The sequence below is a fragment of the Agrobacterium sp. 22094 genome (assembly GCF_052046015.1).
Lineage (GTDB): Bacteria > Pseudomonadota > Alphaproteobacteria > Rhizobiales > Rhizobiaceae > Agrobacterium > Agrobacterium cavarae.
In genome coordinates, this window is the sequence record NZ_JBQEPX010000006.1 from 112,414 (window position 1) to 134,423 (window position 22,010).

Here is a 22,010-nt window from a genome sequence, read left to right on the forward strand (position 1 = left end):
TTTCTGTTCAGTTCACGTGCATGGCACTTGATGCTTTCGTCACGTGGATGCTCCTGTCACAGGTTGGCGTTCCGGTTCTGCTTGGAAAAACACTTAGCTTTCTTTCCACCGCAGCTTTTGCCGTTCTCTATCTGCGGCGCAGAGGCGCAATTGCGAGCACCAGCCGCTTCATCGTAACCAGCATCACTCTGATCTCGTTGCTCGTCAGCTACGGCATCTCCACGCTGCTCTTGTTGCGCAATCCTATGCTCCAATGGCCGTTGGCCTTAATTGCCGCCTTCGTTGCGGCTCTGCTTCTGTCCCTCATCGGCTACTGGCGCGCTCCTCGCTCAAGTCCCGGACGATGAAGCGACGTCCAAAGACGACGTGTAGCGCATCGAGAGTCTAACGTTCGCTTCTTCCTTCCGTCGAGGCTCTTCGACCACGAGCAAGATGGCCCGATATGTCCTCTTTTCGTCCGATGAACGCATTTCGCCTTTCTATCGCGGGCGTAAAACAGTATTCAGATGAACACTGGAGTTACAAAAATGTCCCACAACACCGCGCTTCTCGTTATCGACGTCCAGGAATCCTTCCGACACACACCCTACTTCGAAGAAAGCGGCCTGACGAAATTCATCGCAGCCCAACAGGCGTTGATCGATGGAGCGGAAGCGGCAGGCATTCCCGTCGTGCAGATTTTCCATGTCGATGGAGACCGGGCCTTCTCGGCCGAAAGCGGCTTTATTCGCACATTCGAAGGAATCAGCATCAACCCAAGCGTGACTTTCCAGAAGAACCGTCATTCGGCCTTCGTCGGCACCGGGCTTGACGTCTGGCTGACGCAGCGGGGGATCAACCGTCTGATCGTCTCCGGCATCCGTACCGAGCAATGCTGCGAGACCACAACGCGCCATGCCGCCGATCTCGGCTATAAGGTCGATTACGTGACGGAAGCCACGCTGACCTTCCCAATGACGCATGCCTCCGGCGAGGTCTTCTCGCCCGCCGACATTGCCAAGCGCACCGAACTTGTTCTTTCGGGACGATTTGCGCGCATTGCAACCGTCGAAGATGCAATCAATGATATGAGGAAGGCTGACTGATGAGCCAAGGGCCTGGCGACACGCCGCACGTCATTCCTGTTTTTGTGGTGCTGCCCCCGCAGACACTACTGCTGGATGTTGCCGGGCCTCTGGAAGTGCTGCGCTACGCCAATGAACAACAGAAGAAAATCCGCTTCGTTTGCCACTACATCGCAGCGCAGCCAAACCAGACGACGACGATAGGACTTGGCCTTTGCGGGCTTGAGCCTCTGCCAGATGTGCTGCCCGCACATGCGATGATCCTGATCTCCGGAAGCTCATCTATGACGCCGCAGCAGCCGGAGGCGTCCAAGGAACGGCGCGCTCTTTCCGACTGGCTGCTGCGAACGGTGAGGCCGGACACGACAATCGTCAGCATATGCTCCGGCGCGTTGATTGCCGCGGAGGCCGGGCTGTTCGATGGCCACTCTTGCACCACGCACGCCCACTGCATCGCCGATCTCAAGCGAATTGCGCCGCTTGCCTTGGTTCAGGAAAACAGGTTGTTCGTCGAGGATGGCAAACGCTTTTCAAGCGCTGGCATTTCCACCGGCATAGACCTCATTCTGCATCTCGTCTCGACCCTCGTCAGTCCAGAGGTCGCCGCCCGCATCGCGCAGATCATGGTGGTCTATATGCGCCGCACGACTCACGATCCACAAATTTCACCCTGGCTTTCGGGCCGAAACCACATTCACCCCTCCATTCATCGAGCCCAGGATGCCATCGTTGCAAATCCGGCAGAGGACTGGACGCTGGCGCGCCTCTCAGACATTGCCAATCTCAGCCAGCGACATCTGTCCCGGCTGTTTCGAGAGCAGACGGGGCTAAGCGTCGTGGACTATGTCAACCTCATCCGGGTGACCCTGGCGCGCGATATCATCTCCCAATCCAGGCTCGATATGGAGGCCGTGGCAGAACGCTCAGGCTTTGCCTCCGCGCGTCATCTGCGCCGCATCTGGCAGCAGCATCATGAAAAGCCACCGACTGCGTTTCGAAACCTCTCCTCGTGACAGGCGTTTGCCTCTTTGGCGAGATAATTGGATCACGGAAATTCAATAGTCATCGCCTGGCAGCACCGCTAAACCATTCGAGAGACAATTGAGGAGAAACTCCATGCAGAACCGAACGCTTGGCCGCACCGGCCTTCCCGTCGCGCCTATCGTCTTCGGTGGCAACGTCTTTGGCTGGACCGCAGACGAGAAGACCTCCTTTCAACTGCTGGACGCCTTCTTCGACGCCGGCTTCAATGCCATCGATACGGCCGATGTCTATTCGGCCTGGGTACCAGGCCATCAGGGTGGAGAATCCGAAGCGATCATCGGCAAGTGGCTGAAGAGCGGCTCCGTGAAGCGTGACGACGCCGTCATCATCACCAAGGTCGGCTTTGACAATAATGAGCGCAAGACAGGGCTGAGCGCTGACTGGATTGCCAAGGCGGTCGACGATTCGCTGCGTCGTCTGCAGACCGACTATATTGATCTCTATCTCGCCCATAAGCCGGATGATGCCGTGCCTCTTGAAGAAACGCTAGGCGCTTTTGCCCGGCTGAAAGAGGCTGGCAAGGTCAGAGCCATCGGCTGCTCGAACTACAATGCGCAGCAGCTTCAGGCCTCACTCGATGTCGCGGAAGCGACCGGGCTCGGACGTTTCGACGTTCTTCAGCCGGAATACAATCTCTATACCCGCGACAAGTTTGAAGGCCCGCTCGCGGACCTTTGCGCCCGCGAAGACATCGGCGTCATCAATTACTACAGCCTCGCTGCCGGTTTCCTGACCGGCAAATACCGAACCAAGGCCGACACCGAGGGTGTTGCGCGCTCCTATCGCGTCGCCAATTATCTCGATCCGCGTGGGCTTGCCATCCTTGGCGCCATGGACACAATCGCTGCTGAGACCGGTGCACGGCACGCCGACATTGCGCTCGCCTGGCTATTGGCAAAACCATCCGTAACGGCCCCGATCGCCAGCGCCACGAGCCTTTCGCAGTTGGAAAGCTTTAAACGCGCGGTCAACCTTCGCTTGAGCGACGAGATGATCCGGCTATTGGACGAAGCAGGAGCCTGACAGAGACAATGACACTGACGATCCGCGATGCCACCAGCAGTGACCGGGATGATTGGCTCCGTCTGTGGAAGGCGTACCTCGCCTTCTACAAGGTCGATCTACTAGACGACGTGACCGACCATACCTGGGAACGATTGCTGGACCCGGTATCGCGGCTATCAGTGCGACTTGCCGTTCTGGACGGCACGGTCGTCGGCTTCGCCATCCACCATTTTCATGAATCCACCTGGGCCAAGACGCCGGATTGTTATCTTGAAGATCTCTTCGTTGATGGCACCATCCGCGGCAAAGGCATCGGTCGCGCCCTGATCGAGGATCTCATTCGGATCTGCCACGAAAACGGATGGTCGCGCCTCTACTGGCATACGGATGAAGGCAATCACCGCGCCCAAGCGCTATATGACAGCTACGTCAAGAGCGACGGTCATATCCGCTATCGGCTGAAGTTCTAGAGCGCTCCAGCAGAGGTTTGCCAGCCTCTGGCGGCGCTCAGTGATCCTGCTGGAATGCGCGCAGATCAGCCACGACGTTGCATTGCAGACCGCTCGGCTCATAACGAACCGTGACCTTGCTATTCGAGACCCCGGACACCCCGGCCTTGATCAATCGTGAGCCAGCGCCCTCGCGGTCCGGTGGGCAGACCGGCGGACCGCTCTTTTCATGCCACGTAAATTCGAAGGTCTCCCGGTTCTCGCCAACAACTTGCCAGGAAATCTCGATCTTGCCAGTCGGCGTCGAGAGCGCTCCATACTTCACGGCATTGGTGGCAAGCTCATGGAGAATAAGGGAAAGCGACAGCGCCGGGCGAGAGCCGACGTGGATTTCCGGCCCCTCCACGATGAAGCGAGGCTCGCTCGGGTCATCATGCACCGCCAGCATCTGCCCAACGAGATTGCGGACCGTGGAGGAACCTAGCCCTCCCTGGATCACCGTATCATGGGCACGGCTCAAAATATTGATGCGCTCGGCGAGCGTCTGCCGCGCCACATTCATATCCGGTGCGGATCGCAATGTTTGCGATGCGATGGCCTGAACCATGGCCAACTGGTTCTTCAGGCGATGCCCAAGTTCATGCGCCACCAGTTCCTTGTGCCGCTCTTCGGCCAGGCGCTCGGTCACATCCTGTGCCTGAACCAGGATGCCGAAGATCTCGCCCACGGCATCACGCATCGGCTGATAGACCAGATCGATCGACCGATCCTGCTTTTCACCGCCCGGCCCGCGGTTCAGCTCGATCGACTGGCCTTTTGCGACAAAGGGTTTACCTGTCCTGTAGACCTCGTCGATCTTCTCGATATGCCCCTGCTGCGCCACTTCCGAAAGCGCCTCGGCGATTGGCTTGCCTATGATCTCGCGCCCGGCACCGATGATGGAATAACATTCCTCATTGGCAAATTCGAAAATGTGGTCGGGACCGATCAATGTGGCGATACCGCCAGGCGACAGTTCGAAGACCTGCCTAAGGCGCTCCTGCTGCAGCTTCTGCTCACGGCGCATCAGCACCTCGCCGGTGATTTCCGAGCACGCGCAGAACATGCCGAGCACCGTCCCCGAATGATCGCGAACCGGCGTATAGGAAAAGGCAAAATGCGTTTCCTCCGGATAGCCCTTGCGGTGCATGGTAAACTCGATGTCGTCCATCGATGTGCCCTGACCAGCATAGGCGGCACTGATGATCGGTTCGACCTTGTCCCAGATGTCAAACCACAGATCCTGAAAAGGCTTGCCAAAGGCGTCCGGGTGACGGTTGCCGCACATGAGCGAATAGCCGTCATTATAAAGGGTGATCTGCTGCGGCCCCCAAACGATCAGCATCGGCTGAAGCGAGCCAAGCATGACGTTGACAAGAACTTTCAGCTCGACGGGCCACGCGTCCTTTGGCCCTAGGGGATTGTTGTCCCAATCAAACTCCCGAAAAATCCGCCCGCATTCACCGCCGCTGACATAGTGCAAAGACATCCCCTTGGAGCAAGCGTATCAAGGCAGCATCGTTCCCGAACACGCCAACCGCAACTATAAAATCCGAGTACCAAAATCCAGTTGGTCCCGACGAAAGTCAGCGTTGCCGTTGCCAGCAGCGACCGCCCCATTTCGTGACCTCATTCAAATCAGAAGCACAATAGCCGAATACACATGAACGTGCCAGAGAGCCCGCCAATATGCAAAGGGTCGCAGGCTGCGTGGATTTCCGAAACTGCGTTTGAGCGCCCCTGGAGGCGCCTACTCAACTGCCTGAAAGAGACATGGCCACGCGCGGACGTGCTGTTGCTTAAGGTCGAAATCCCAGAATACAGAGGCTTACCGAACTCCAAGACTCTTTAGCCGGCGCGATATCGAAACCCTGCCTATTCCCAGGATCGCAATTCGCATGGTTTTCAAGACAAAACAGAATTTTACGCTTGCATGGCGCCATGGCTGTGGCTATGAACGGCCCGCTTACCACAGCGCGCCGGAGAGGTGGCAGAGTGGTCGAATGCACCGCACTCGAAATGCGGCATACCTGCAAGGGTATCGTGGGTTCGAATCCCACCCTCTCCGCCATAAATAACTTGGGTTATCAGCGCTCTTCATGATTTTCCGATTATTCAAGAACGTGAATGCCGCTGCGCAAATTGGCGAGGGCCAAATTTGAGGCGCTCCACCAGTCAGTGAATGTCAAAACGTCCTTTTTGAGAAGTAGCTTCACCCTCTCCGCCAAGCTGCTCGTCCCAAAATGGTTGTCGAACGTCTTTAAACCCTGAACCTAGCCACCCCACCACTCTGACTGATTTGCTGCTTCGCTTCTCAGCAATCGTTTGATTCAGGTGGGTATTGTTTCCTGAATAACCGGAAAGCACTATCTCAGCACTTTCGTCGATAGCTCTTCTCAAAAACGGCCAACACCTTTGAAGAATTTCTGAGGCTTCTATCATGGTCCGCTTGTGCGCGACATGGCTCGGTCGTCCATTGACGCGCCGCCCGGCGGGTAATCTCCATCATCTGTTTCAGGCGACACCTGATGGCATATTGGCATTTGCAAGATTATGCCACGTGAGAGCCGCTTGCGTTGCCTTATCAGCTTCTCGACGCATGCGATCATGACGGCCCACGCAGGCCGTCATGAGTTTTTGTGCTGTTCAGCCCAAACCCATCAAGACCTCGGCGGCAGAATTGGAAGAGGTTCTGCGCGACCGACGATGAAGGCGTAGGAGAAGGCGCCGACCAGTGCCATGCCGGCTGCCATCATGAAGGATGGCGTGTAGCTTCCGCCGAACATGTCCAGCAGAAATCCGAAGAGCAGCGGGCTGATGATGCCGGCGATGTTGGAGGCGAAGTTCTGGATGCCGCCGATCGAGGCGACGTGGCGGGAGCTTGGCGCGACGTCGGCGGGTAGCGACCAGATGCCTGTCGCGGCAATGGCAAGGCTGCTGTAAGAGATCGCCAGGAAGAACAGCGCCATATAGAGCGACTGTGTCAACGATGCCGGCAGGATGGCAGCGCCACCCAGCATGCCGCCGACCATGATGATCTTGCGCACCGTGGTGACATTGGCACCATTGCGGATTGCTCTATCGGCCAGCGCGCCGGCAATCCATGCGGTGACGACAGCAGAGAGACCTGGCAGCATGCCATATAGGCCAAGTTCCGCGAGGTTGAGGCCGCGGGCGGTCTTCAGGTAGCTTGGGAACCAGGTGAGGAAGAAGTAGATCACGAAGTTGAGGCAGAAGAAGCCGATCATCATGCCCCAGATGGTGCGGTATCTGAAGAGATCGACCCATTTGATCTTGGCTGCTTCAGGATCGTCGTTTTCGACGGTACGCCCGCCATTCTCGATGATGTAGCGACGCTCCAGGTCGTTTGCCCGCTCATGCTCTGTGGGATCGCGGTAGGTTACGTACCAGAAGAAGGCCCAGATGATGCCGACGGCGCCGAGGATGATGAAGGAATAGTGCCAGGTCGCCACGGCAATGATGGCCGTGACGATGGGCAGCGCCAAGACGGTGCCGACGCGAGAGCCCGAGTCGATGACAGCCGTTGCAAAGGCGCGCTCGCTCTTCGGGAACCATCGGGAGGCGGCTTTGGTGGCAGACGGATAGGCCGGGGCTTCACCGGCACCGAGCGCGAAACGAACGGCGAAGAAGGTCCAAAAGCTGTAGGCGAGCGGCGTCAATGCCGTAAAGACCGACCACCAGACGGCGGCAAGCGAAAAGGTCTTGCGCGCGCCGAGCTTGTCGGTGATCCAGCCGGCAAGCAGCATCATGCCGTCATAGGCCCAGAAAAACGCGCCGAGAATCAAGCCTTTCTCGGTGTTGGTGAGATTCAGGCCAAGCTCGGAGTCGATGAAGGGAAGCGCGACGCTCATATTGGCGCGATCGAGATAGTTGATCGAAATCCCGACAAAACACATGAACAGAATAAAATATCGAACTTTCGTGGCGCCGGCGGGCGCACTCTTTGGGTTTATCATGACATCGAACCTCCCTAGCATGATGAACTCACCGCAGGCCGCGGGATTGCTCTGCTTCTGAGGATCGAGCAGATGGCACCGATCTTTTCAGAACGATGGAAGGCCTTCGGCATGCCGGGCAACATCAACGGAAGAACAGACGTCCTCCGATAATGGCCAGCATCATTCATTTATCAATCAACTCTCCACCAGTAAATAGACGAAACGGGCGAGCCGATGCGAACGACAGGCGACGCTGGGATGCAGGGCACAACGTTATCTCTCGTTGGGACGCTGGCTCCCTATCGTCTGTTGGTCGGGGTCTGGGTCGAATAATCGATAAGCTGTTCTGCAGATGGACGCTGCGCGACTTGCTCGCTCAGCCTTAAGAGTTCGCCCGACATGGACGAAGACTAGAGATGCGGATGGATGCGGTCACTCCATCCGTGAGTGTGGATCTGGTGAGGCAAAATGCGGCTACAGCATCGGCCCGAAAATCGAGCTCGATTTTCGGAAAAGCACGATGTGTAAATTTGAAAAGGTAAAGCGTCCTTTGTGCGTCCAATAGGACACACGGCGCTTTAGGGCTTCTTAAGCGCAGGCCGTGCTCCGTGTCGGTCAAGAACGGTGACTGATCCGCGTTCTTATTGCTGGGCCATGCGCGACAATCAGCGCGCCGCGAGTTCGATCTTCAATGGAGCAGCACCGGCCACGATCTCCAGCAAGCGGTCGATGTTCGGATGGGCGCCGGGACGGTTCTTTGCGTCGGCCGTGTGCTCGGCGAAAATATCGAGCCCATGGGTCGCTGCTTGCCTGCTCAGCGTCCCGAAGCATTGCTCAAGATATTGATAGACGGCGAGCGAGCCTTGCTTGCCGGGCTGGTTTTCGATCGTGGCAACAATATTGCCGTCGGCATCAATGAGGTTGATCTTCGCCAGTCCATCGATCGAAGGCAGCAATTGCAGGTTATCCTTGAAGGAAGCGGTCGGCTCAATCATGATCTGGTTCTCCTAGAGCATCGGCCCGAAAATCGGACTCGATTTTCGGATAACACGATGCGTCGATTCAAAAAGGTAAAGCGTCTTTTGTCCGTCCAATAGGACGCACGGCGCTTTAGCGTCTGTTTCGCCAGCGTTTAGCAGCTTCATCACGCTGCCGCCACCGGCATCGACTGAGCTTTTGAATTGACGCTTTCGCTGCCATCACGCAGGCAAAAATCCTGATTGCCTGTCGGCATAAAGGCGCTATCATCGCGGTGTTGTAAGATCATTGTCTTTGGGAGGAGCAATAATGAGACGCATGTGGCCAGAGGAATTTTCCGCTCTACTCGACCATGCCGAAGAGGTGAACCTCTCCATTCCACCGGCAGAGGGCGGCGGCGGCAAGGAGCCGACCACGAGAAAGGCCCTCAAAGCCCGCATCACCCAGGACGACTTTGAGAAGATCTGGCCCCTGGCGGAAGCACGCTACCGGCTGGATGGCAAGTTTTCGGGCAAGGCGATTACGCTCATCGCCAACAACCCGCATTACCGGCAGTGGCACCCGTCTGATGGCGGTAGCGAAGAAGGCGTGGCAGACAGCGGCCACACATACACGACACGATACGTCATCGTGCATTTCCTATTGGATGAGGTGCGCGAACCCGTCGAGGCGTGAAAATGGCCTGATCGGCTTTGCGAAGCGATCGGTCATCCGATTGCCGAGCGACTGATCGCGCGCGGCAGCCTTAAGCTGCCGCGGCGTGCATCCCGCCCCTGACCGAACGCGTGGTGGCAAACTGCCCCACCATCTGCGCCAGTCTTTCGGTCTCGTGCACCAGGGTCTGTGCTGCTGCAGTCGTCTCCTCAACCATCGCCGCGTTCTGCTGGGTCACCTTGTCCATTGCGTCGCCAGCAGCGGAGACTTCGCGCAGGCTCACCGCCTGTTCGCGCGCTGCAATCGCAATCCTGTCAATGATAGCGCTGATACCACCCACCTGCTCGCAGATATCCTTCAGAGACATCCCCGTTTCATCGACGAGCTGAACGCCTGTCGTGACCTGGGCTGACGATGTGGAGATCAGAGCCTTGATCTCGCGTGCGGCACCGGCCGATCGTTGCGCCAGTTCGCGCACTTCCTGAGCGACGACAGCAAAACCCTTACCGGCCTCTCCGGCGCGGGCCGCCTCCACCCCGGCATTCAGCGCCAGGAGGTTGGTCTGGAAAGCGATTTCGTCGATCACGCCGATGATGTTGCCGATCTTGGTCGAGGATTCCTGAATTTCGCTCATGGCACCGATGGCGCGCTCCACCACGATACCGCCACTCTCCGCATTGGTCTTGGCAAGGGACACCGTCTTCTGCGCGTGGCTTGCGCCATCGGCAGTGCCGTTGATGCCGCTTGCCACTTCACCAAGTGCGGCAACCGTTTCTTCAAGAGAAGCGGCCTGCTGCTCCGTGCGGCGGGCGAGATCGTTGGAGGCGCTTGAGATTTCAAACAGTCCCGACTGAATGGTGCCGACGCTCTGGATCACCGCATCGATGGCCTCTTCAAGCGTAGAAACCGCGCTGTTGAAGTGGTCTCTGATCCGATCGTAGCGTGGATCGACTGCGCCGATGCGCGCCGTCAGGTCGCCCTTGGAAAGCGCATCAAGACCCGTCGAAATCTGGCGGAAGGCATGTTCCATCGCCTGCGCTTCCGTCATGCGTTCAGCCTCGCGCTCGAGGCGCATATGTTCGGCCTGCTGTCTTTCCCGATCGGCCTCCGCCTCGGCATGGATGCGGGCGCGGTCATTTTGCTGAAACACCTGCAGCGCACCGATCATCTCACCGATTTCGTTGTCTGTCTTGGCAAGCTTCAGTTGGGTGTCGGCCTCGCCCCGTGCGAGCCGCGCCATGGCTTGCGCCACCTGCATCATCGGGCGAGCCACGGAGCGAACCATGAAGAGCGCGATCGCCATCGCCAGGACAAGGCTGAACAGGCCAGCACCCCACATCCAGGATGTGCCCTGGCTGCCTTGACGTTCCGAAGTCGAGGCGATTTCGCCGGCGATCTTCACGATGCCGTCGGTAACGCTTTGCAATGTGGAAACGACGAGCGACGCCTGCTGGTCGGATGTCGCCAGATTGGTCTTCATCGCGTCGAAGGACTGACCGAGCTGAGCGAGATTGGCGGTCATATCGGTGCCGCTGGTTTTCGACAGCATGGTGCCCAGCGCTTGCGCCTTCTTCAGCCCGGCCGCAATCACCTCGGCGGAGTCTGTCGATGGCTGGACGCGGTATCGTTCGACCTGGGCAAGCGTGTCCTTCAACACATTGCTGAAATTGCGCGCCGTACCGGAAATGATGCGCGCCTTGGAGCGCGCCTTGTCCTTCTCGCTTTTGGAGGCAAGTTCGGTCTCGGCGGATTTGCGCAGCGCTTCGTCAAGCGCCTGGGTGATGGTGGAAATCTTGGAGAAGAGGGCGAAATCCTGCGTTGAAACCAGTGCCGCGCCATTGTCCTTGGCAATCGCTTCTTGGATATCCGCAAATGTCGCCGCCAGATTGCTAACGATCGGCTGGATGTCCGGCGTGCCGCCGAGCTTCACGACTTCGGCAAGGCCTGCCTCGGCACGCGCCATCGGTTCGGCAAGCTGCGCGGTAGAGACCTGAGCGCCTTGGCCTGCGGCACGAACCAGCGCAAGCTCGATCGCGTTGATGCCTTCATTGAAGGTGCTGGCGTTCTGAATGAGAATGCGGATGCTGTTGAGCGTCACCAGCGCGTTGTTGGAATTGGTCTCTGCCTGGCTGGCAATATCCTGAGAGGTCTTCTCGGTCTGTTCGGCAAGCGTCACCATGCTGCCAGCGGCATCGCGCAAGGCAGTCCCCGCCTTCTGAACAGTATCCTGCGAGGCCGCAAGGGCTTTTACCGCGTCGGATGTCTTGGCGATCCCGCTGGAGAGTTCGGATTTCTCGCTTGTGGAAAGAGCAAGCGCGTTGAGCTTGGATTGGGCCGTATCGAGAGCGCCGACAGCCTCGTCGATCCATTTGGGATCCTTGCTGACGAGATATTGGATGATCGCGCCTTCGGCCTTGTTGGCGCCGATCAGCACCTTCGACGTGTCCACCGTCTGGGTTACGGCGCCGGTCAGGCTTCCCATGCCCCGAATGCCAACAACTGCCACAAGCACGACCGATATGAGCAGCAGCGCCATCCCACCCGTCGTTCTGAAACCGATGGACTTCACCTTCTGGGATAATGCCATGCTCGTACCCTCTTCCCCACAGCGGCTTAGCCGGCTGACCACCGGCAGACGCTAGAGGAAATGGATAAAAAACATCTTAAGTATCGAACGAGTATCGGCCACGCCGATACGGAGACGTCTTCGAAAAGGCCCCGGTATCAGCAGGATTGCATCATATGTCATGGTCGTCGCTGTTGATGCACGATGCGCTTGGGCGACGAGGTCTGGTCTTCATGTCTCGGCACCTTCCACTCTCGCCACGGAATACAGTCCTTTCGCTAAGAGATTGGCGGGCTTGGAACACAAGGCGAAAGATGACGTTGTGAAGAAAATGTCATGGATGAAGAAGCACTGCTCGACTTTTTCGACACGTTGAAATTAGACGCTTCTTTCGGCTGGCATGCGATTACACATGATGGATTATCGAATGGACATCCGCACGCACTCTGACGTCGAAAGCCATAATCTCTCAAGAGATGAGAACGCGGGCAGCAACATCCCGCGGCCGATCTCAGATCACGGTATCGTCGGCGATCTGGCAACACTGGCGCTTATTGCTAAAGACGGTGCGATCGATTTCATGTGTTGGCCAAATTTCGATAGCCCAACCATCTTTGCCGGCCTGCTCGATCCGGAACGCGGTGGTCTGTTTGAAATCCTGCCGGATATTCCCGATGTTCGGATCGTGCAGCATTATCGGCCAGATACCAATGTGCTGGTCACTCGCTGGATGGGCGAGAACGCCAGCGCCGAACTCACGGACTTCATGGCGGTGAGGGAAGACAGTGCCTCTACCTCAACGACATTGGTGCGGCGACTGAGAGTGACACGCGGGACGATTGCCCTCACGCTACGCTGTGCGCCTCGGTTCGACTATGCAAGGCAGAAAGAAACAGCGGAGGTTTACGGTCACACTGCCCTTTGGCGGCCGAAGCACTGCGACGGGATCAGGCTCACTTCCAGTCTCACGCTTCAGCCGCTCGATGGCGACGTGATCTGCAAGGCAAACCTGACCGCCGGAGAAACAGCCGATTTCGTTCTGACCGGCGCCGACGAAGAGGCAATGGACCTGGCAGACGTCGCGGGGTTCGAGGACGCGACGATCCAGTATTGGCAGGACTGGGCCGCACAATCGTCCTATCGTGGTCGGTGGCGCGAAATCGTGACCCGTTCTGCCCTGACGCTGAAACTGATGACGTCACGCCGCCACGGGTCGATCATTGCCGCGGGAACCTTCGGGCTGCCAGAGGCACCTGGCGGAGTCCGAAACTGGGACTACCGCGCAACCTGGATCCGCGACGCATCCTTCACGGTCTATGCGCTGATGCGGCTTGGCTATCAGCAGGAAGCGCAAGACTTCACATCCTGGATCGGCAAACGCGCGATGCGATGCGGTGCGAATGGAAAGCTCGACATCATGTACGCCGTCGACGGAAGCACAGTCGCCGATGAGGTATCTCTCGATCACTTAAGTGGATATGGCGGAGCGCGTCCCGTGCGGATCGGAAATGGTGCGGCAAAACAGGTGCAACTCGATATCTATGGCGAGTTGATGGATGCCGTCTATCTCAGCAACAAATACGGCCACGCCATTTCCCATGATGGCTGGAACGGTGTGCGCGATATCATCAACTATGTCTGCGAACACTGGGAAGAGCCTGATGCCGGCATTTGGGAAATGCGGCGCGGCCCGCAGCATTTCCTGCATTCGCGCCTCATGTGCTGGGTCGCAGTCGACCGCGCCATTCGCCTGGCGAGCAAGCGATCGCTCGCGGCACCCTTCAGCCGATGGATCGACGTTAGAAACAATATCTACGAAGACATCTGGGCAAACTTCTGGAACGAGGAGAAAGGACACTTCGTCCAGACCAAGGGTGGAGACACCCTCGACGCCTCGCTGCTGCTGATGCCGCTTGTGAGGTTCGTCAGCGCCACCGACCCGCGCTGGTTGGCAACTCTGGACGCGATCGGTGACACGCTCGCCGATGACGGACTGGTTCATCGCTACAAGAGCGAGGACGGCTTGAGCGGTCAGGAGGGGTCGTTCTCTGCCTGCTCGTTCTGGTACGCCGAATGCCTGGCAAGGGCTGGTGACTTGAAGAAAGCGCGTGCGACCTTCGAAGCACTGTTGAATTACGCCAACCATCTGGGCCTTTACGCAGAAGAGTTCGACCACCGTGGTGAGTTGCTCGGAAACTTCCCGCAGGCCTTTACACATCTGGCCCTGATCAGTGCCGCCTTCTATCTGGACAGAGAGCTTGACGGCAAAAGTCCGCAGCAATGGCGACCCTGATATCATTCACGACGGGAACCGTCATACCAGCTGTTTTGCTTTATTCCCGCCTTCCATCTGCGGGCGTCAGGGTCGCGGAAGCGCTATAGCCTCAGCATAAGATTTAAGCACAAAAAAAGACGCATTTTCCTTAAGCACCCCCGCTTGCGCACCGCATAACTTCGTGCTTGTATAGACAACCAAGGAGACTGGATCGCTGGCGACATCCGGGACCAGAAAAGGGAACGCGCCTATGATAACATTCGATCATGTCAGCAAGCACTATCGGGGGCCGACCACGGCTGTCGACAATCTGTCGCTGACGGCTCCCAGCGGCAAGCTCACCATTTTCGTTGGCCCATCGGGTTGCGGCAAGACGACGTCGCTTCGCATGGTCAACCGGCTGATCACGCCCTCCTCGGGCAGGATTCTTCTCGATGGCGAACCGACGGACGCCATGGATGTGGCGCTGCTGCGCCGCAAGATCGGTTACGTCATTCAAAATGCCGGCCTCTTTCCCCACCGCACCGTCGTGCAAAACATTGCAACAACCGCGCGGCTGAACGGAACGCCCAAGGAGCAGGCGCTTCGGACCGCGCACGATCTTCTGGAGCGCGTCGGCCTCTCTTCGGCTTTCGCCAATCGCTATCCCTGGCAGCTTTCCGGCGGCCAGCAGCAGCGCGTCGGCGTTGCGCGTGCACTCGCTTCAGATCCGAAATTCATGCTGATGGACGAGCCTTTCAGCGCCGTCGATCCCGTGGTCCGTGGTCAATTGCAGGACGAATTCCTCCGCCTCCAGCGTGAAATCGGCAAGACCATCATCATGGTCACGCATGATATCGACGAGGCTCTGAAGCTTGGCGATCAGGTCGCGGTTCTGCGCACTGGCGGAACGCTGGCGCAGATCGCCACTCCCCAGGAATTGCTGGCACGACCCGCAGACGAATTCGTCGCCGATTTCATCGGACGCGACAGGGGTTATCGCATCCTGGGTTTTGCCGACTTCAACGATGATGGCGTGCAACTTGGCCAGGAACCGACAGCCACGCTCGGCGCCACACCGGAATCCCTTCGCCAGATTGCGACCGACAGATGGGTGCTCGTCGCCGACGCCGAGAACCGCCCGTTGGGTTGGGCCGATGTGGAAAGCATCAAGGCTCCTTTGAGAGAGGGCGATCTCAATCTCAGCGGCACGCTTGCGGTGGAAGGCAGCAGTCTGCGCAACGTTCTTGACGCCGCCCTCAGTTCACCCTCAGGCCGAGGCGTGATCGTCGGTCCGTCAGGCACATTGGCAGGCACCGTCGCTTTGTCTCATGTTGTCACCGCGATCGAGGCCGCACGCACCGGTCGCGCGAGGGCGCAAGCATGAGGTTCGATTGGCTGTACCGCGAGTCCGGCCGTATCGCCGAACTCTTCCTCTGGCACCTCTGGCTTTCGGTCATCCCCGTCGTCATTGGCCTCCTCCTCGCGCTGCCGCTTGGCTGGCTTGCGCACCGGGCCGGCTTCTTCCGCTCCACGATGCTTGGTGCGGCTGGTTTGCTCTACACAATCCCGTCGCTTGCCCTCTTCGTTCTGCTACCGCTCGCTCTCGGCACACGCATTCTCGATCCGCTCAACGTGGTTGTCGCGCTGACGATCTATGCGCTGGCGCTTCTCATCCGCACTGTCACCGACGGTCTCGATTCCGTACAGCCCGATGTCATTCAGGCTGCCAATGCCATGGGATACCGCACATTGCCGCGGCTTCTCTTCGTTGAGCTACCGCTTGCCGTACCCGTGATTGCCGCGGGCCTGCGCGTTGCGGTGGTATCCAACGTCAGTATCGTTTCCGTCGCAGCACTCGTGGGCACGCCGCAGCTCGGTCTTCTGTTTACACAAGGGCTTCAACTGCGCTTCCTGACGCCGATCATCGCCGGTATCGTTCTGTGCGTGCTGCTGGCAGCGCTGCTCGACGGGATCGTGCTCTTTGCCACGAAACGCCTGACACCATGGCAGCCCGGAGGTGCAGAACGATGATCGCATGGTTTTCCGATCCGGCCCACTGGACAGGCACCGACGGCGTCTTCGCGCTCGTCATCCAGCACCTGATCTATAGCGGCATTGCCCTCTTCTTCTCCTGCCTGATCGGCCTGCCGATCGGTCTTTATGTCGGCCACACCGGCCGCGGCGTGGTTGTCATCGCAGGCCTTGCCAATGCCCTGCGTGCACTGCCGAGCCTGGGTTTGATCGTGTTGCTCGTCATTCTCTTCGGTCCGGTCTTTGCCTCCGACATGGCGTTCATCGTGCCCAGCATCATTGTTCTCGTGCTTCTGGCCGTGCCGCCCATCATGAGCGCGACCTATGCCGGCGTTGCGGCGGTGGATCCCGCAGCGGTGGATGCGGCGCGCGGCATGGGCAAGCGGCCGCTCGATATTCTCTTTGATGTCGAACTTCCTTGCGCCCTGCCGCTGATCTTCTCCGGGCTTCGGAGCGCGACATTGCAGATCATCTCAACGGCAACCATTGCGGCTTACGTATCGCTTGGCGGTCTTGGGCGCCTCATCATCGATGGCCGTGCGCAGAACGACTACTACCAGATGGCGGCGGGCGCCGTTCTGGTCGGTGCGCTCGCCCTTATGGTCGACCTGGTGATCGGCATCATATCGAGGCTCACGGTCTCACCAGGACTAACCCGCCGGGCATAGGGTGGGCATCAACCAAAACTGCATTTTCATTCTGAAGACGTTGACACAAAAGGAGTAGCTTGCATGGCATTCAATATCTTAAAGGCCGCCGGCGCATTCGCGCTGATCGCGCTTTCCGCCACCACGACGCTTGCGCAGACCGATCCTCTCGGGAATGCTCCGGCTCAGCGTTCGGACACGTCCACCATCATCGTCGGCTCGGCCGACTTCCCTGAAAGCCAGCTTCTGGCCACCATCTATGCCAAGGCTTTGGCCGCCAAGGGCATCAAGACGGAAACCAAGCTCAGCATCGGCAGCCGCGAAGTCTATATGCCGGCACTTCTCGATGGCTCGATCGACCTCCTGCCGGAATATGCCGGCGCGACCTTGAGCTATCTCGACAAGAACGCCACCGCCCATTCGCCGGCGGACGTCGCTGCAGCACTGACAAAGGCGCTGCCCGAGGGTGTCGTCATGCTGACGCCATCCGCGGCTCAGGATTCCGATGGTGTGGCGGTCACCCGTGCCACTGCCGAGAAATACAAGCTGAAGACCATTGCTGATCTCAAGCCCGTGGCGTCCGAACTGGTGCTTGGTGGCCCGCCGGAATGGAAGACCCGCAAGGAAGGCATCATTGGCCTGAAGGAACTCTACGGTCTTGAATTCAAGTCGTTCAAGTCTCTCGACGTCGGTGGCCCTCTGACCCTGTCGGCACTGCTGAACGACCAGGTTCAGGCGGCAAACCTCTTCTCGACGGACCCGGCGATTGCTGCCAACGACTTGATCATTCTGGAAGACATCAAGAACCTGTTCCCAGCCCAGAACATCGTGCCGATCATGGCCAAGGCCAAGGTCAACGACACGGTCACCAAGACACTGGATGCGGTTTCGGCCGCTCTGACGACCAAGGACCTCATCGTTATGAACGGTCGCCTTGCCAACCATGACAGCTTCGACGTGGTTGCCGAAGAGTGGCTGACGACGCACAAGTTGAACTGACGGCTGTTTGCGGGTATGGCACGCACCATACCCGCACACGCGCCCCGGACGCGTCCGGTGCCGAACCTTCGTCGTTCGCCTTTTGGAGCCCCATGCAAACGGTAGAAAAACAGATCGAAAAAGCGCAGCACGAGCCGGCCTCCGACAAGCCGCTTTACGTCACGCTCAAGGATTATGTTCGAAGCCGCGTCGAAACCGGCGAGTGGGCTGTCGGCCATCGCGTGCCGTCCGAAAATGAACTGGTCGAGCTGCTTGGCGTCAGCCGCATGACGGCCAACCGCGCGTTGCGCGAACTGGCCGATGAAGGCTTTGTCGTTCGGGTACAGGGCAAGGGGTCTTTCGTTGCCAGCAAGAAGCGGACGTCGCAGTTTCAGAGCGTTCCCAATATTGCCGACGAAATTACCCGCAATGGCGGTGTCCATACGGCCAATGTCATCGTACTGCGGATGGAAAGCTGCGATGCCGAACTGGCAGAGGCACTTTCGATCGAGATCGGCAGCCCGGTGTCCCATTCGATCATGGTGCATGCGGAAGATTCCGTGCCGATGCAGATCGAAGATCGTTTCGTCAACCACGCCATCGTTCCGCACTATATCGATCAGGATTTCGGCAAGGCGACGCCGAACGGCTATCTGACCGCTATTGCGCCGATCGTGAGGGCTGAGCAGCATATCGAGGCGGTGACGGCGCAGCCGTGGGAGTGCAAGCTGCTTGCCATTTCCAAGACGGAGCCCTGCCTTCTGGTGCGCCGCCGCACATGGTCTGAAGCCGGCGTGATCTCTTCCGTCCGCTTGCTCTATCCCGGCAGCCGCTATCGCCTCTACAGCACCTGATCCAGCGTCTGGGAAAGCTGAAACCGCGCGTTCCAGACGAACCCTCTCTTTCCATTGAATATTATCAGGAAAACCGAATGACCGTGTTGCTCGATAGCAGGCTGACTTGGCAGGACGTGGCAAAGGTCGGCCAGGGAGAAACACTTGCGCTCACCAACGCTGCAATTCAGCGGATCGAAAACGCGGCGCGGATCGTCGAGAGCATCGTCGAGCGTGGCATCCGTGCCTACGGCATCAATACCGGCGTCGGCGCTCTTTCGGATACCGTTGTTGATCGCACTGCGCAGGGCAAGCTTTCGCGCAGCATCATTCTGAGCCATGCCTGCGGCGTCGGTCCGCTGCTTCCCCCTCGTGAGGTGCGCGCCATCATCGCCGCGCAGATCGCCAACTTTGCCCATGGGTATTCCGGCGTCAGCCTGGAGATCGTTCGCCATCTTACCACCTTTCTCGAACGCGACTGCATTCCGGATGTCCCTTCCCGCGGATCGGCGGGCTACCTGACGCACAATGCGCATACGGCGCTGGTGCTCATTGGAGAAGGCTCCGCCCATATCGGTGGACGTGCCTTGAGCGGGCGTGAGGCCTTGGCGGAGCTCGGACTTGAGCCGCTGGTTCTCGGCGCCAAGGAGGGATTGAGCCTCGTCAACGGCACCGCTTGCGCCACCGGCCTCTCCAGCATCGCGCTGGACCGGGCCGCGCAATTGCTCGACTGGGCCGATGCCATTGCCGCCATGACGCTTGAGGCGGCTGGCTGCCAGATGCCGGCTTTCAGCGAGGTCGTCCTGTCGTTACGAGTCTCCGATGGTATTGCCAAGGTGGGCAAGGTGCTGCGGGCACGTCTTGCCGGGAGTGGACTGATCGAAGCCGCTAGAGGCCGGCGCACACAGGATGCGCTGAGCCTGCGCTCTATCCCCCATGCCCACGGCGCTGCCCGCGATCTGTTCGAGACATGCGCCGCCGTGGTTGACCGCGAACTCGCGTCGGTCACCGACAACCCGGCTGTCGCCGGCACGCCGGAGGAGCCGCTTGTCTGGTCGGAAGCCCATGCGGTGGCGCCGGCACTCGGTCAGGCCGCCGACGCGCTTGCCATTGCCATTGCGCAAATTGCGGCCATGAGCGAACGGCGGATCGACCGCCTGGTCAACCCGCTGGTGAGCGGCCTTCCGCCCTTCCTCGCCTCCGACCCAGGCAGCCATTCCGGCTTCATGATCGCCCAATACACGGCAGCAGCGCTTGCAAACGAAAACCGCAGGCTTGCAGCGCCCGCCTCCACCGATGGCGGCCTCACCTCGGCGCTTCAGGAGGATTTCCTCGCCCATCCGACCGCTGCAGCCAACAAGCTTCTCGCCGTCATCGACAATGCCGAATACATCCTCGCGATCGAGTGGCTGGCGGCTACGCAGGCCCATGATTTTCTGGAAACCGTGGCGCGCAGAGCACCGGGGACGGACGCTCTCTACAGCGTGCTCCGGTCGCACGTCAGCCATTATTCTGACGATCGGCCGATCTCATCCGACATGGAGAAGACCAGAGCGCTCATATCGAAGGCCCTGCCTCCCCATCACAGCGTCTGAGGTGCGCGCCGCGCCTACATCAGGAAGTCGAGATGTATGTTTCTGGCGCGGATAAAGGGCAGGCCCTTGCGCCGCCCTGTCCAGCCGACGACATGCAGATCCCTCGCCGCAGGCTCATGGCGCTCAGCCAGCATCCAGGATCGGCAGTCAATTGCCGCGAAGTCGGCTTCTCCCCGTGCGACAGCCGTCACCGACGCCCGATGCGCCCCGGTTTCCACCAATTCGGAAAACAGCTCAAGGCTTTCGCCCATGGCTTCCAGATCGCGCTTCAAAGCCAGATGACCGGACATCGAGCGGTGCTCGTTAAAGGCAAGTTTTCTTTTTCGAAGTAACGAGATCGGCAAGATCGGTTCGCCGGTCTCAGGCGCCATCACGCTGGCGCCCTCCCCTCTCCGACCAACAATGGCGCTCGAATAGAATATTCCCGAGCCTCCCGCGACATCATCATACGGGCTTTGCCCAATGACCTGGACATGATCCTGCAAGCCAAGTTCCATCGGCCCCCAACAGGTGGCAGAAAAGAGAAGAGCCGGATGGCGCCACAGGACATCGAGATCGAGCGCATCCGGATCGAGCGTTGCCGGGTCTGGCGCGATGATCGAACCATCCTCACCACGAATGCCGCCCGGTACCGGCGGCATGTCCGCGTTGCGTCGAACGAGGTGCTCAGGCGCATCAACGCCATTTGCGATGAAGCGCGCGCGCATCGTTTCCCAGCTGCGATCCACATCGGATCGCACTTCCGGCCAGTCATACATCGGCAGAGCGGCAATCCACGTCATGCCGGAAGATCCGGAATTGCGGTACCACCCGCGGCTTGATAGCTCGCGACCTCGCCCTGATCCTTTACAACGATATCGTTCGCCACGACCGGTTCCGCCCGCCGCCAGGCAGGATGCACCACCGGCTCCTTCGCCTTGAAAGCGAATGCACGGAAAACCTCGAAATAGTTGGCGAAGACATATCCCTCGTTCATCCTCTGCCATTCTGCGCGTCCGGCGCGATAGAGCGATGGCAACCTGTACCATGCGACGGTAGGCAGCTTGTGGTGCACGAAGTGCAGGTTGTTATAGAGAAAGAGCGGTGCCAGAATCGAGTTTTCGACGATGATCGTGCGCCCATCCGGCTGCTCAGCCCACTGATGCTCGCAATAGGAGCGGATGGCGATGATGGAAACACCGAGATAGGCGGAGACGCCGACGTAGAGCCAGACGGGAATGCCGAACAGGTTCGAGACCACCAGCAAGGTCGGAATGAGCCCGGCAAGGTGGAGGGTCCACGCCATGGCGACCTTGCGGTCTCCCTTGAAAATCTTACGCCATTCGGAAGCGGTGAACCCGACCACCATCAGCGGCGGACCGATTAGCACACGTCCAATCAGCGTGTTGTTCCAGGCAAGCAGGCGCTTCAGAAAAGTCGGCATCGTCTCCCAGTCGCTCATGGCGCGGTAGTAGCTCTCGGGATCATCGAAGGGATCGGTGAGACGCTCATCCGCGTGGTGCTGAAGATGCGTCCGCTTGTAGCTGCGGTAGGGGTAAAACACCCCGAGCGGAGCGAAGACCAGCGCCTCGTTCACCTTGGCACTCCTTGTGGGATGTCCGTGCAGAACTTCATGTTGAAGCGACGAGTGAAGCGCGACCGCCACGCCCATCAGCACGAGCGCGACGATGGGATAGGCCGGATAAAGACTGTAGCCGGCCATCCCCCACAGGCCGTAGCATGCAAGAAGCAGAGCGACTGTCGGCCACTCTATTCTAGGCGCCCTTGTTCGACGTTGATGGATTCCTCGGTGTTGCCTATCGAATGACGTGTCGCTCATCATATCCCCTGATGCTTTGCCCCGGAACAGAGTTTCACCGGGCCGCGACGCGCACAATGAGAGTTTGGTGACCGACTGTTGATTTTGATAAC

At 58.9% G+C, this 22,010-nt stretch carries 20 protein-coding genes and 1 tRNA gene; 14 read left to right on the forward strand and 7 right to left on the reverse strand.

The features are described 5' to 3' along the window. Positions 1 to 20 precede the first annotated feature (20 nt). From ACTJK5_RS21095 to ACTJK5_RS21115, 5 genes are all read left to right on the forward strand, one after another. Positions 21 to 347, forward strand: coding sequence for a hypothetical protein (locus ACTJK5_RS21095; protein WP_440599430.1), 327 nt, complete (start codon positions 21 to 23; stop codon positions 345 to 347). Between the two features lie 180 nt (positions 348 to 527). After that, positions 528 to 1,085 carry an isochorismatase family protein gene (locus tag ACTJK5_RS21100; RefSeq protein WP_062427661.1) on the forward strand — a complete coding sequence of 186 codons (558 nt, stop codon included), beginning with the start codon at positions 528 to 530 and terminating at the stop codon, positions 1,083 to 1,085. Continuing rightward, positions 1,085 to 2,077 carry a GlxA family transcriptional regulator gene (locus tag ACTJK5_RS21105; protein ID WP_113180532.1) on the forward strand — a complete coding sequence of 331 codons (993 nt, stop codon included), beginning with the start codon at positions 1,085 to 1,087 and terminating at the stop codon, positions 2,075 to 2,077. Before ACTJK5_RS21100 ends, ACTJK5_RS21105 begins: the two co-directional genes overlap by 1 nt. 103 nt (positions 2,078 to 2,180) lie before the next feature. After that, the gene (locus tag ACTJK5_RS21110; RefSeq protein ID WP_440613160.1) at positions 2,181 to 3,131 is read left to right on the forward strand and encodes an aldo/keto reductase; all 951 of its coding nucleotides are present in this window, start codon (positions 2,181 to 2,183) and stop codon (positions 3,129 to 3,131) included. A gap of 8 nt (positions 3,132 to 3,139) precedes the next feature. Then, positions 3,140 to 3,583 (forward strand): GNAT family N-acetyltransferase, encoded by a 444-nt coding sequence (locus tag ACTJK5_RS21115; protein ID WP_113180530.1) that lies wholly within the window; start codon positions 3,140 to 3,142, stop codon positions 3,581 to 3,583. A 37-nt stretch (positions 3,584 to 3,620) separates the two neighbouring features. Here the strand turns inward: ACTJK5_RS21115 and ACTJK5_RS21120 are convergent, their stop codons facing one another. Then, positions 3,621 to 5,084: an HWE histidine kinase domain-containing protein gene (locus tag ACTJK5_RS21120; RefSeq protein ID WP_427927920.1), complete on the reverse strand. Its 1,464-nt coding sequence runs from the start codon at positions 5,082 to 5,084 to the stop codon at positions 3,621 to 3,623. 498 nt (positions 5,085 to 5,582) lie between these two features. Here ACTJK5_RS21120 and ACTJK5_RS21125 point away from each other — a divergent pair. Further along, positions 5,583 to 5,672: transfer RNA gene (locus ACTJK5_RS21125), tRNA-Ser, on the forward strand. A 104-nt stretch (positions 5,673 to 5,776) separates the two neighbouring features. Here the strand turns inward: ACTJK5_RS21125 and ACTJK5_RS21130 are convergent. The 3 genes from ACTJK5_RS21130 to ACTJK5_RS21140 form a co-directional block, all read right to left on the reverse strand. Further along, the gene (locus ACTJK5_RS21130; RefSeq protein WP_162741044.1) at positions 5,777 to 6,043 is read right to left on the reverse strand and encodes a hypothetical protein; all 267 of its coding nucleotides are present in this window, start codon (positions 6,041 to 6,043) and stop codon (positions 5,777 to 5,779) included. A gap of 218 nt (positions 6,044 to 6,261) precedes the next feature. Next, positions 6,262 to 7,578: an MFS transporter gene (locus ACTJK5_RS21135; protein WP_082447464.1), complete on the reverse strand. Its 1,317-nt coding sequence runs from the start codon at positions 7,576 to 7,578 to the stop codon at positions 6,262 to 6,264. A gap of 647 nt (positions 7,579 to 8,225) precedes the next feature. Next, positions 8,226 to 8,555 (reverse strand): DUF2322 family protein, encoded by a 330-nt coding sequence (locus ACTJK5_RS21140; RefSeq protein WP_111850774.1) that lies wholly within the window; start codon positions 8,553 to 8,555, stop codon positions 8,226 to 8,228. A gap of 301 nt (positions 8,556 to 8,856) precedes the next feature. Here ACTJK5_RS21140 and ACTJK5_RS21145 point away from each other — a divergent pair, with 301 nt between their 5' ends. Then, a complete protein-coding gene (locus ACTJK5_RS21145; protein ID WP_113180528.1) occupies positions 8,857 to 9,213 on the forward strand; it encodes a hypothetical protein in 357 nt (118 codons plus the stop codon). Positions 9,214 to 9,283: 70 nt separating this feature from the next. On the opposite strand, the gene ACTJK5_RS21150 is transcribed toward ACTJK5_RS21145, so the two are convergent. Continuing rightward, positions 9,284 to 11,779 carry a methyl-accepting chemotaxis protein gene (locus tag ACTJK5_RS21150; RefSeq protein WP_440599432.1) on the reverse strand — a complete coding sequence of 832 codons (2,496 nt, stop codon included), beginning with the start codon at positions 11,777 to 11,779 and terminating at the stop codon, positions 9,284 to 9,286. A gap of 406 nt (positions 11,780 to 12,185) precedes the next feature. Here ACTJK5_RS21150 and ACTJK5_RS21155 point away from each other — a divergent pair, with 406 nt between their 5' ends. The 7 genes from ACTJK5_RS21155 to ACTJK5_RS21185 all read left to right on the forward strand — a co-directional run bounded on the left by ACTJK5_RS21155 (position 12,186) and on the right by ACTJK5_RS21185 (position 20,099). After that, positions 12,186 to 14,051 (forward strand): glycoside hydrolase family 15 protein, encoded by a 1,866-nt coding sequence (locus ACTJK5_RS21155; RefSeq protein WP_440599433.1) that lies wholly within the window; start codon positions 12,186 to 12,188, stop codon positions 14,049 to 14,051. A 232-nt stretch (positions 14,052 to 14,283) separates the two neighbouring features. Beyond that, positions 14,284 to 15,399, forward strand: coding sequence for an ABC transporter ATP-binding protein (locus tag ACTJK5_RS21160; protein WP_440599434.1), 1,116 nt, complete (start codon positions 14,284 to 14,286; stop codon positions 15,397 to 15,399). Beyond that, positions 15,396 to 16,046 (forward strand): ABC transporter permease, encoded by a 651-nt coding sequence (locus tag ACTJK5_RS21165; protein ID WP_062445271.1) that lies wholly within the window; start codon positions 15,396 to 15,398, stop codon positions 16,044 to 16,046. The genes ACTJK5_RS21160 and ACTJK5_RS21165 overlap by 4 nt, the downstream gene beginning before the upstream one ends. After that, a complete protein-coding gene (locus ACTJK5_RS21170) occupies positions 16,043 to 16,714 on the forward strand; it encodes an ABC transporter permease (RefSeq protein ID WP_440599435.1) in 672 nt (223 codons plus the stop codon). The genes ACTJK5_RS21165 and ACTJK5_RS21170 overlap by 4 nt, the downstream gene beginning before the upstream one ends. Before the next feature lie 63 nt (positions 16,715 to 16,777). Next, positions 16,778 to 17,692, forward strand: a complete 915-nt coding sequence (locus tag ACTJK5_RS21175; protein ID WP_062427649.1) for an ABC transporter substrate-binding protein — start codon at positions 16,778 to 16,780, stop codon at positions 17,690 to 17,692. 92 nt (positions 17,693 to 17,784) lie between these two features. Further along, on the forward strand, positions 17,785 to 18,525 hold the full coding sequence (gene hutC / locus ACTJK5_RS21180; RefSeq protein ID WP_440599436.1) for a histidine utilization repressor: 741 nt from the start codon (positions 17,785 to 17,787) through the stop codon (positions 18,523 to 18,525). Between the two features lie 77 nt (positions 18,526 to 18,602). After that, on the forward strand, positions 18,603 to 20,099 hold the full coding sequence (locus tag ACTJK5_RS21185) for an HAL/PAL/TAL family ammonia-lyase (RefSeq protein WP_440599437.1): 1,497 nt from the start codon (positions 18,603 to 18,605) through the stop codon (positions 20,097 to 20,099). 14 nt (positions 20,100 to 20,113) lie between these two features. On the opposite strand, the gene ACTJK5_RS21190 is transcribed toward ACTJK5_RS21185, so the two are convergent. Further along, positions 20,114 to 20,881 (reverse strand): phosphate/phosphite/phosphonate ABC transporter substrate-binding protein, encoded by a 768-nt coding sequence (locus ACTJK5_RS21190; RefSeq protein ID WP_440613161.1) that lies wholly within the window; start codon positions 20,879 to 20,881, stop codon positions 20,114 to 20,116. Further along, a complete protein-coding gene (locus ACTJK5_RS21195; RefSeq protein WP_440599439.1) occupies positions 20,878 to 21,921 on the reverse strand; it encodes a fatty acid desaturase in 1,044 nt (347 codons plus the stop codon). The genes ACTJK5_RS21190 and ACTJK5_RS21195 overlap by 4 nt, the downstream gene beginning before the upstream one ends. Between the last annotated feature and the right edge of the window lie 89 nt (positions 21,922 to 22,010).

Coding starts and splice junctions, on each gene's coding strand:
- ACTJK5_RS21185 (WP_440599437.1), top strand. CDS start 18,603: ATGACCGTGTTGCTCGATAGCAGGCTGACTTGGCAGGACGTGGCAAAG.
- ACTJK5_RS21145 (WP_113180528.1), top strand. CDS start 8,857: ATGTGGCCAGAGGAATTTTCCGCTCTACTCGACCATGCCGAAGAGGTG.
- ACTJK5_RS21160 (WP_440599434.1), top strand. CDS start 14,284: ATGATAACATTCGATCATGTCAGCAAGCACTATCGGGGGCCGACCACG.
- ACTJK5_RS21130 (WP_162741044.1), bottom strand. CDS start 6,043: ATGATAGAAGCCTCAGAAATTCTTCAAAGGTGTTGGCCGTTTTTGAGA.
- ACTJK5_RS21100 (WP_062427661.1), top strand. CDS start 528: ATGTCCCACAACACCGCGCTTCTCGTTATCGACGTCCAGGAATCCTTC.
- ACTJK5_RS21155 (WP_440599433.1), top strand. CDS start 12,186: ATGGACATCCGCACGCACTCTGACGTCGAAAGCCATAATCTCTCAAGA.
- ACTJK5_RS21175 (WP_062427649.1), top strand. CDS start 16,778: ATGGCATTCAATATCTTAAAGGCCGCCGGCGCATTCGCGCTGATCGCG.
- hutC (WP_440599436.1), top strand. CDS start 17,785: ATGCAAACGGTAGAAAAACAGATCGAAAAAGCGCAGCACGAGCCGGCC.
- ACTJK5_RS21135 (WP_082447464.1), bottom strand. CDS start 7,578: ATGATAAACCCAAAGAGTGCGCCCGCCGGCGCCACGAAAGTTCGATAT.
- ACTJK5_RS21170 (WP_440599435.1), top strand. CDS start 16,043: ATGATCGCATGGTTTTCCGATCCGGCCCACTGGACAGGCACCGACGGC.
- ACTJK5_RS21190 (WP_440613161.1), bottom strand. CDS start 20,881: ATGACGTGGATTGCCGCTCTGCCGATGTATGACTGGCCGGAAGTGCGA.
- ACTJK5_RS21115 (WP_113180530.1), top strand. CDS start 3,140: ATGACACTGACGATCCGCGATGCCACCAGCAGTGACCGGGATGATTGG.
- ACTJK5_RS21140 (WP_111850774.1), bottom strand. CDS start 8,555: ATGATTGAGCCGACCGCTTCCTTCAAGGATAACCTGCAATTGCTGCCT.
- ACTJK5_RS21165 (WP_062445271.1), top strand. CDS start 15,396: ATGAGGTTCGATTGGCTGTACCGCGAGTCCGGCCGTATCGCCGAACTC.
- ACTJK5_RS21105 (WP_113180532.1), top strand. CDS start 1,085: ATGAGCCAAGGGCCTGGCGACACGCCGCACGTCATTCCTGTTTTTGTG.
- ACTJK5_RS21110 (WP_440613160.1), top strand. CDS start 2,181: ATGCAGAACCGAACGCTTGGCCGCACCGGCCTTCCCGTCGCGCCTATC.
- ACTJK5_RS21095 (WP_440599430.1), top strand. CDS start 21: ATGGCACTTGATGCTTTCGTCACGTGGATGCTCCTGTCACAGGTTGGC.
- ACTJK5_RS21150 (WP_440599432.1), bottom strand. CDS start 11,779: ATGGCATTATCCCAGAAGGTGAAGTCCATCGGTTTCAGAACGACGGGT.
- ACTJK5_RS21195 (WP_440599439.1), bottom strand. CDS start 21,921: ATGATGAGCGACACGTCATTCGATAGGCAACACCGAGGAATCCATCAA.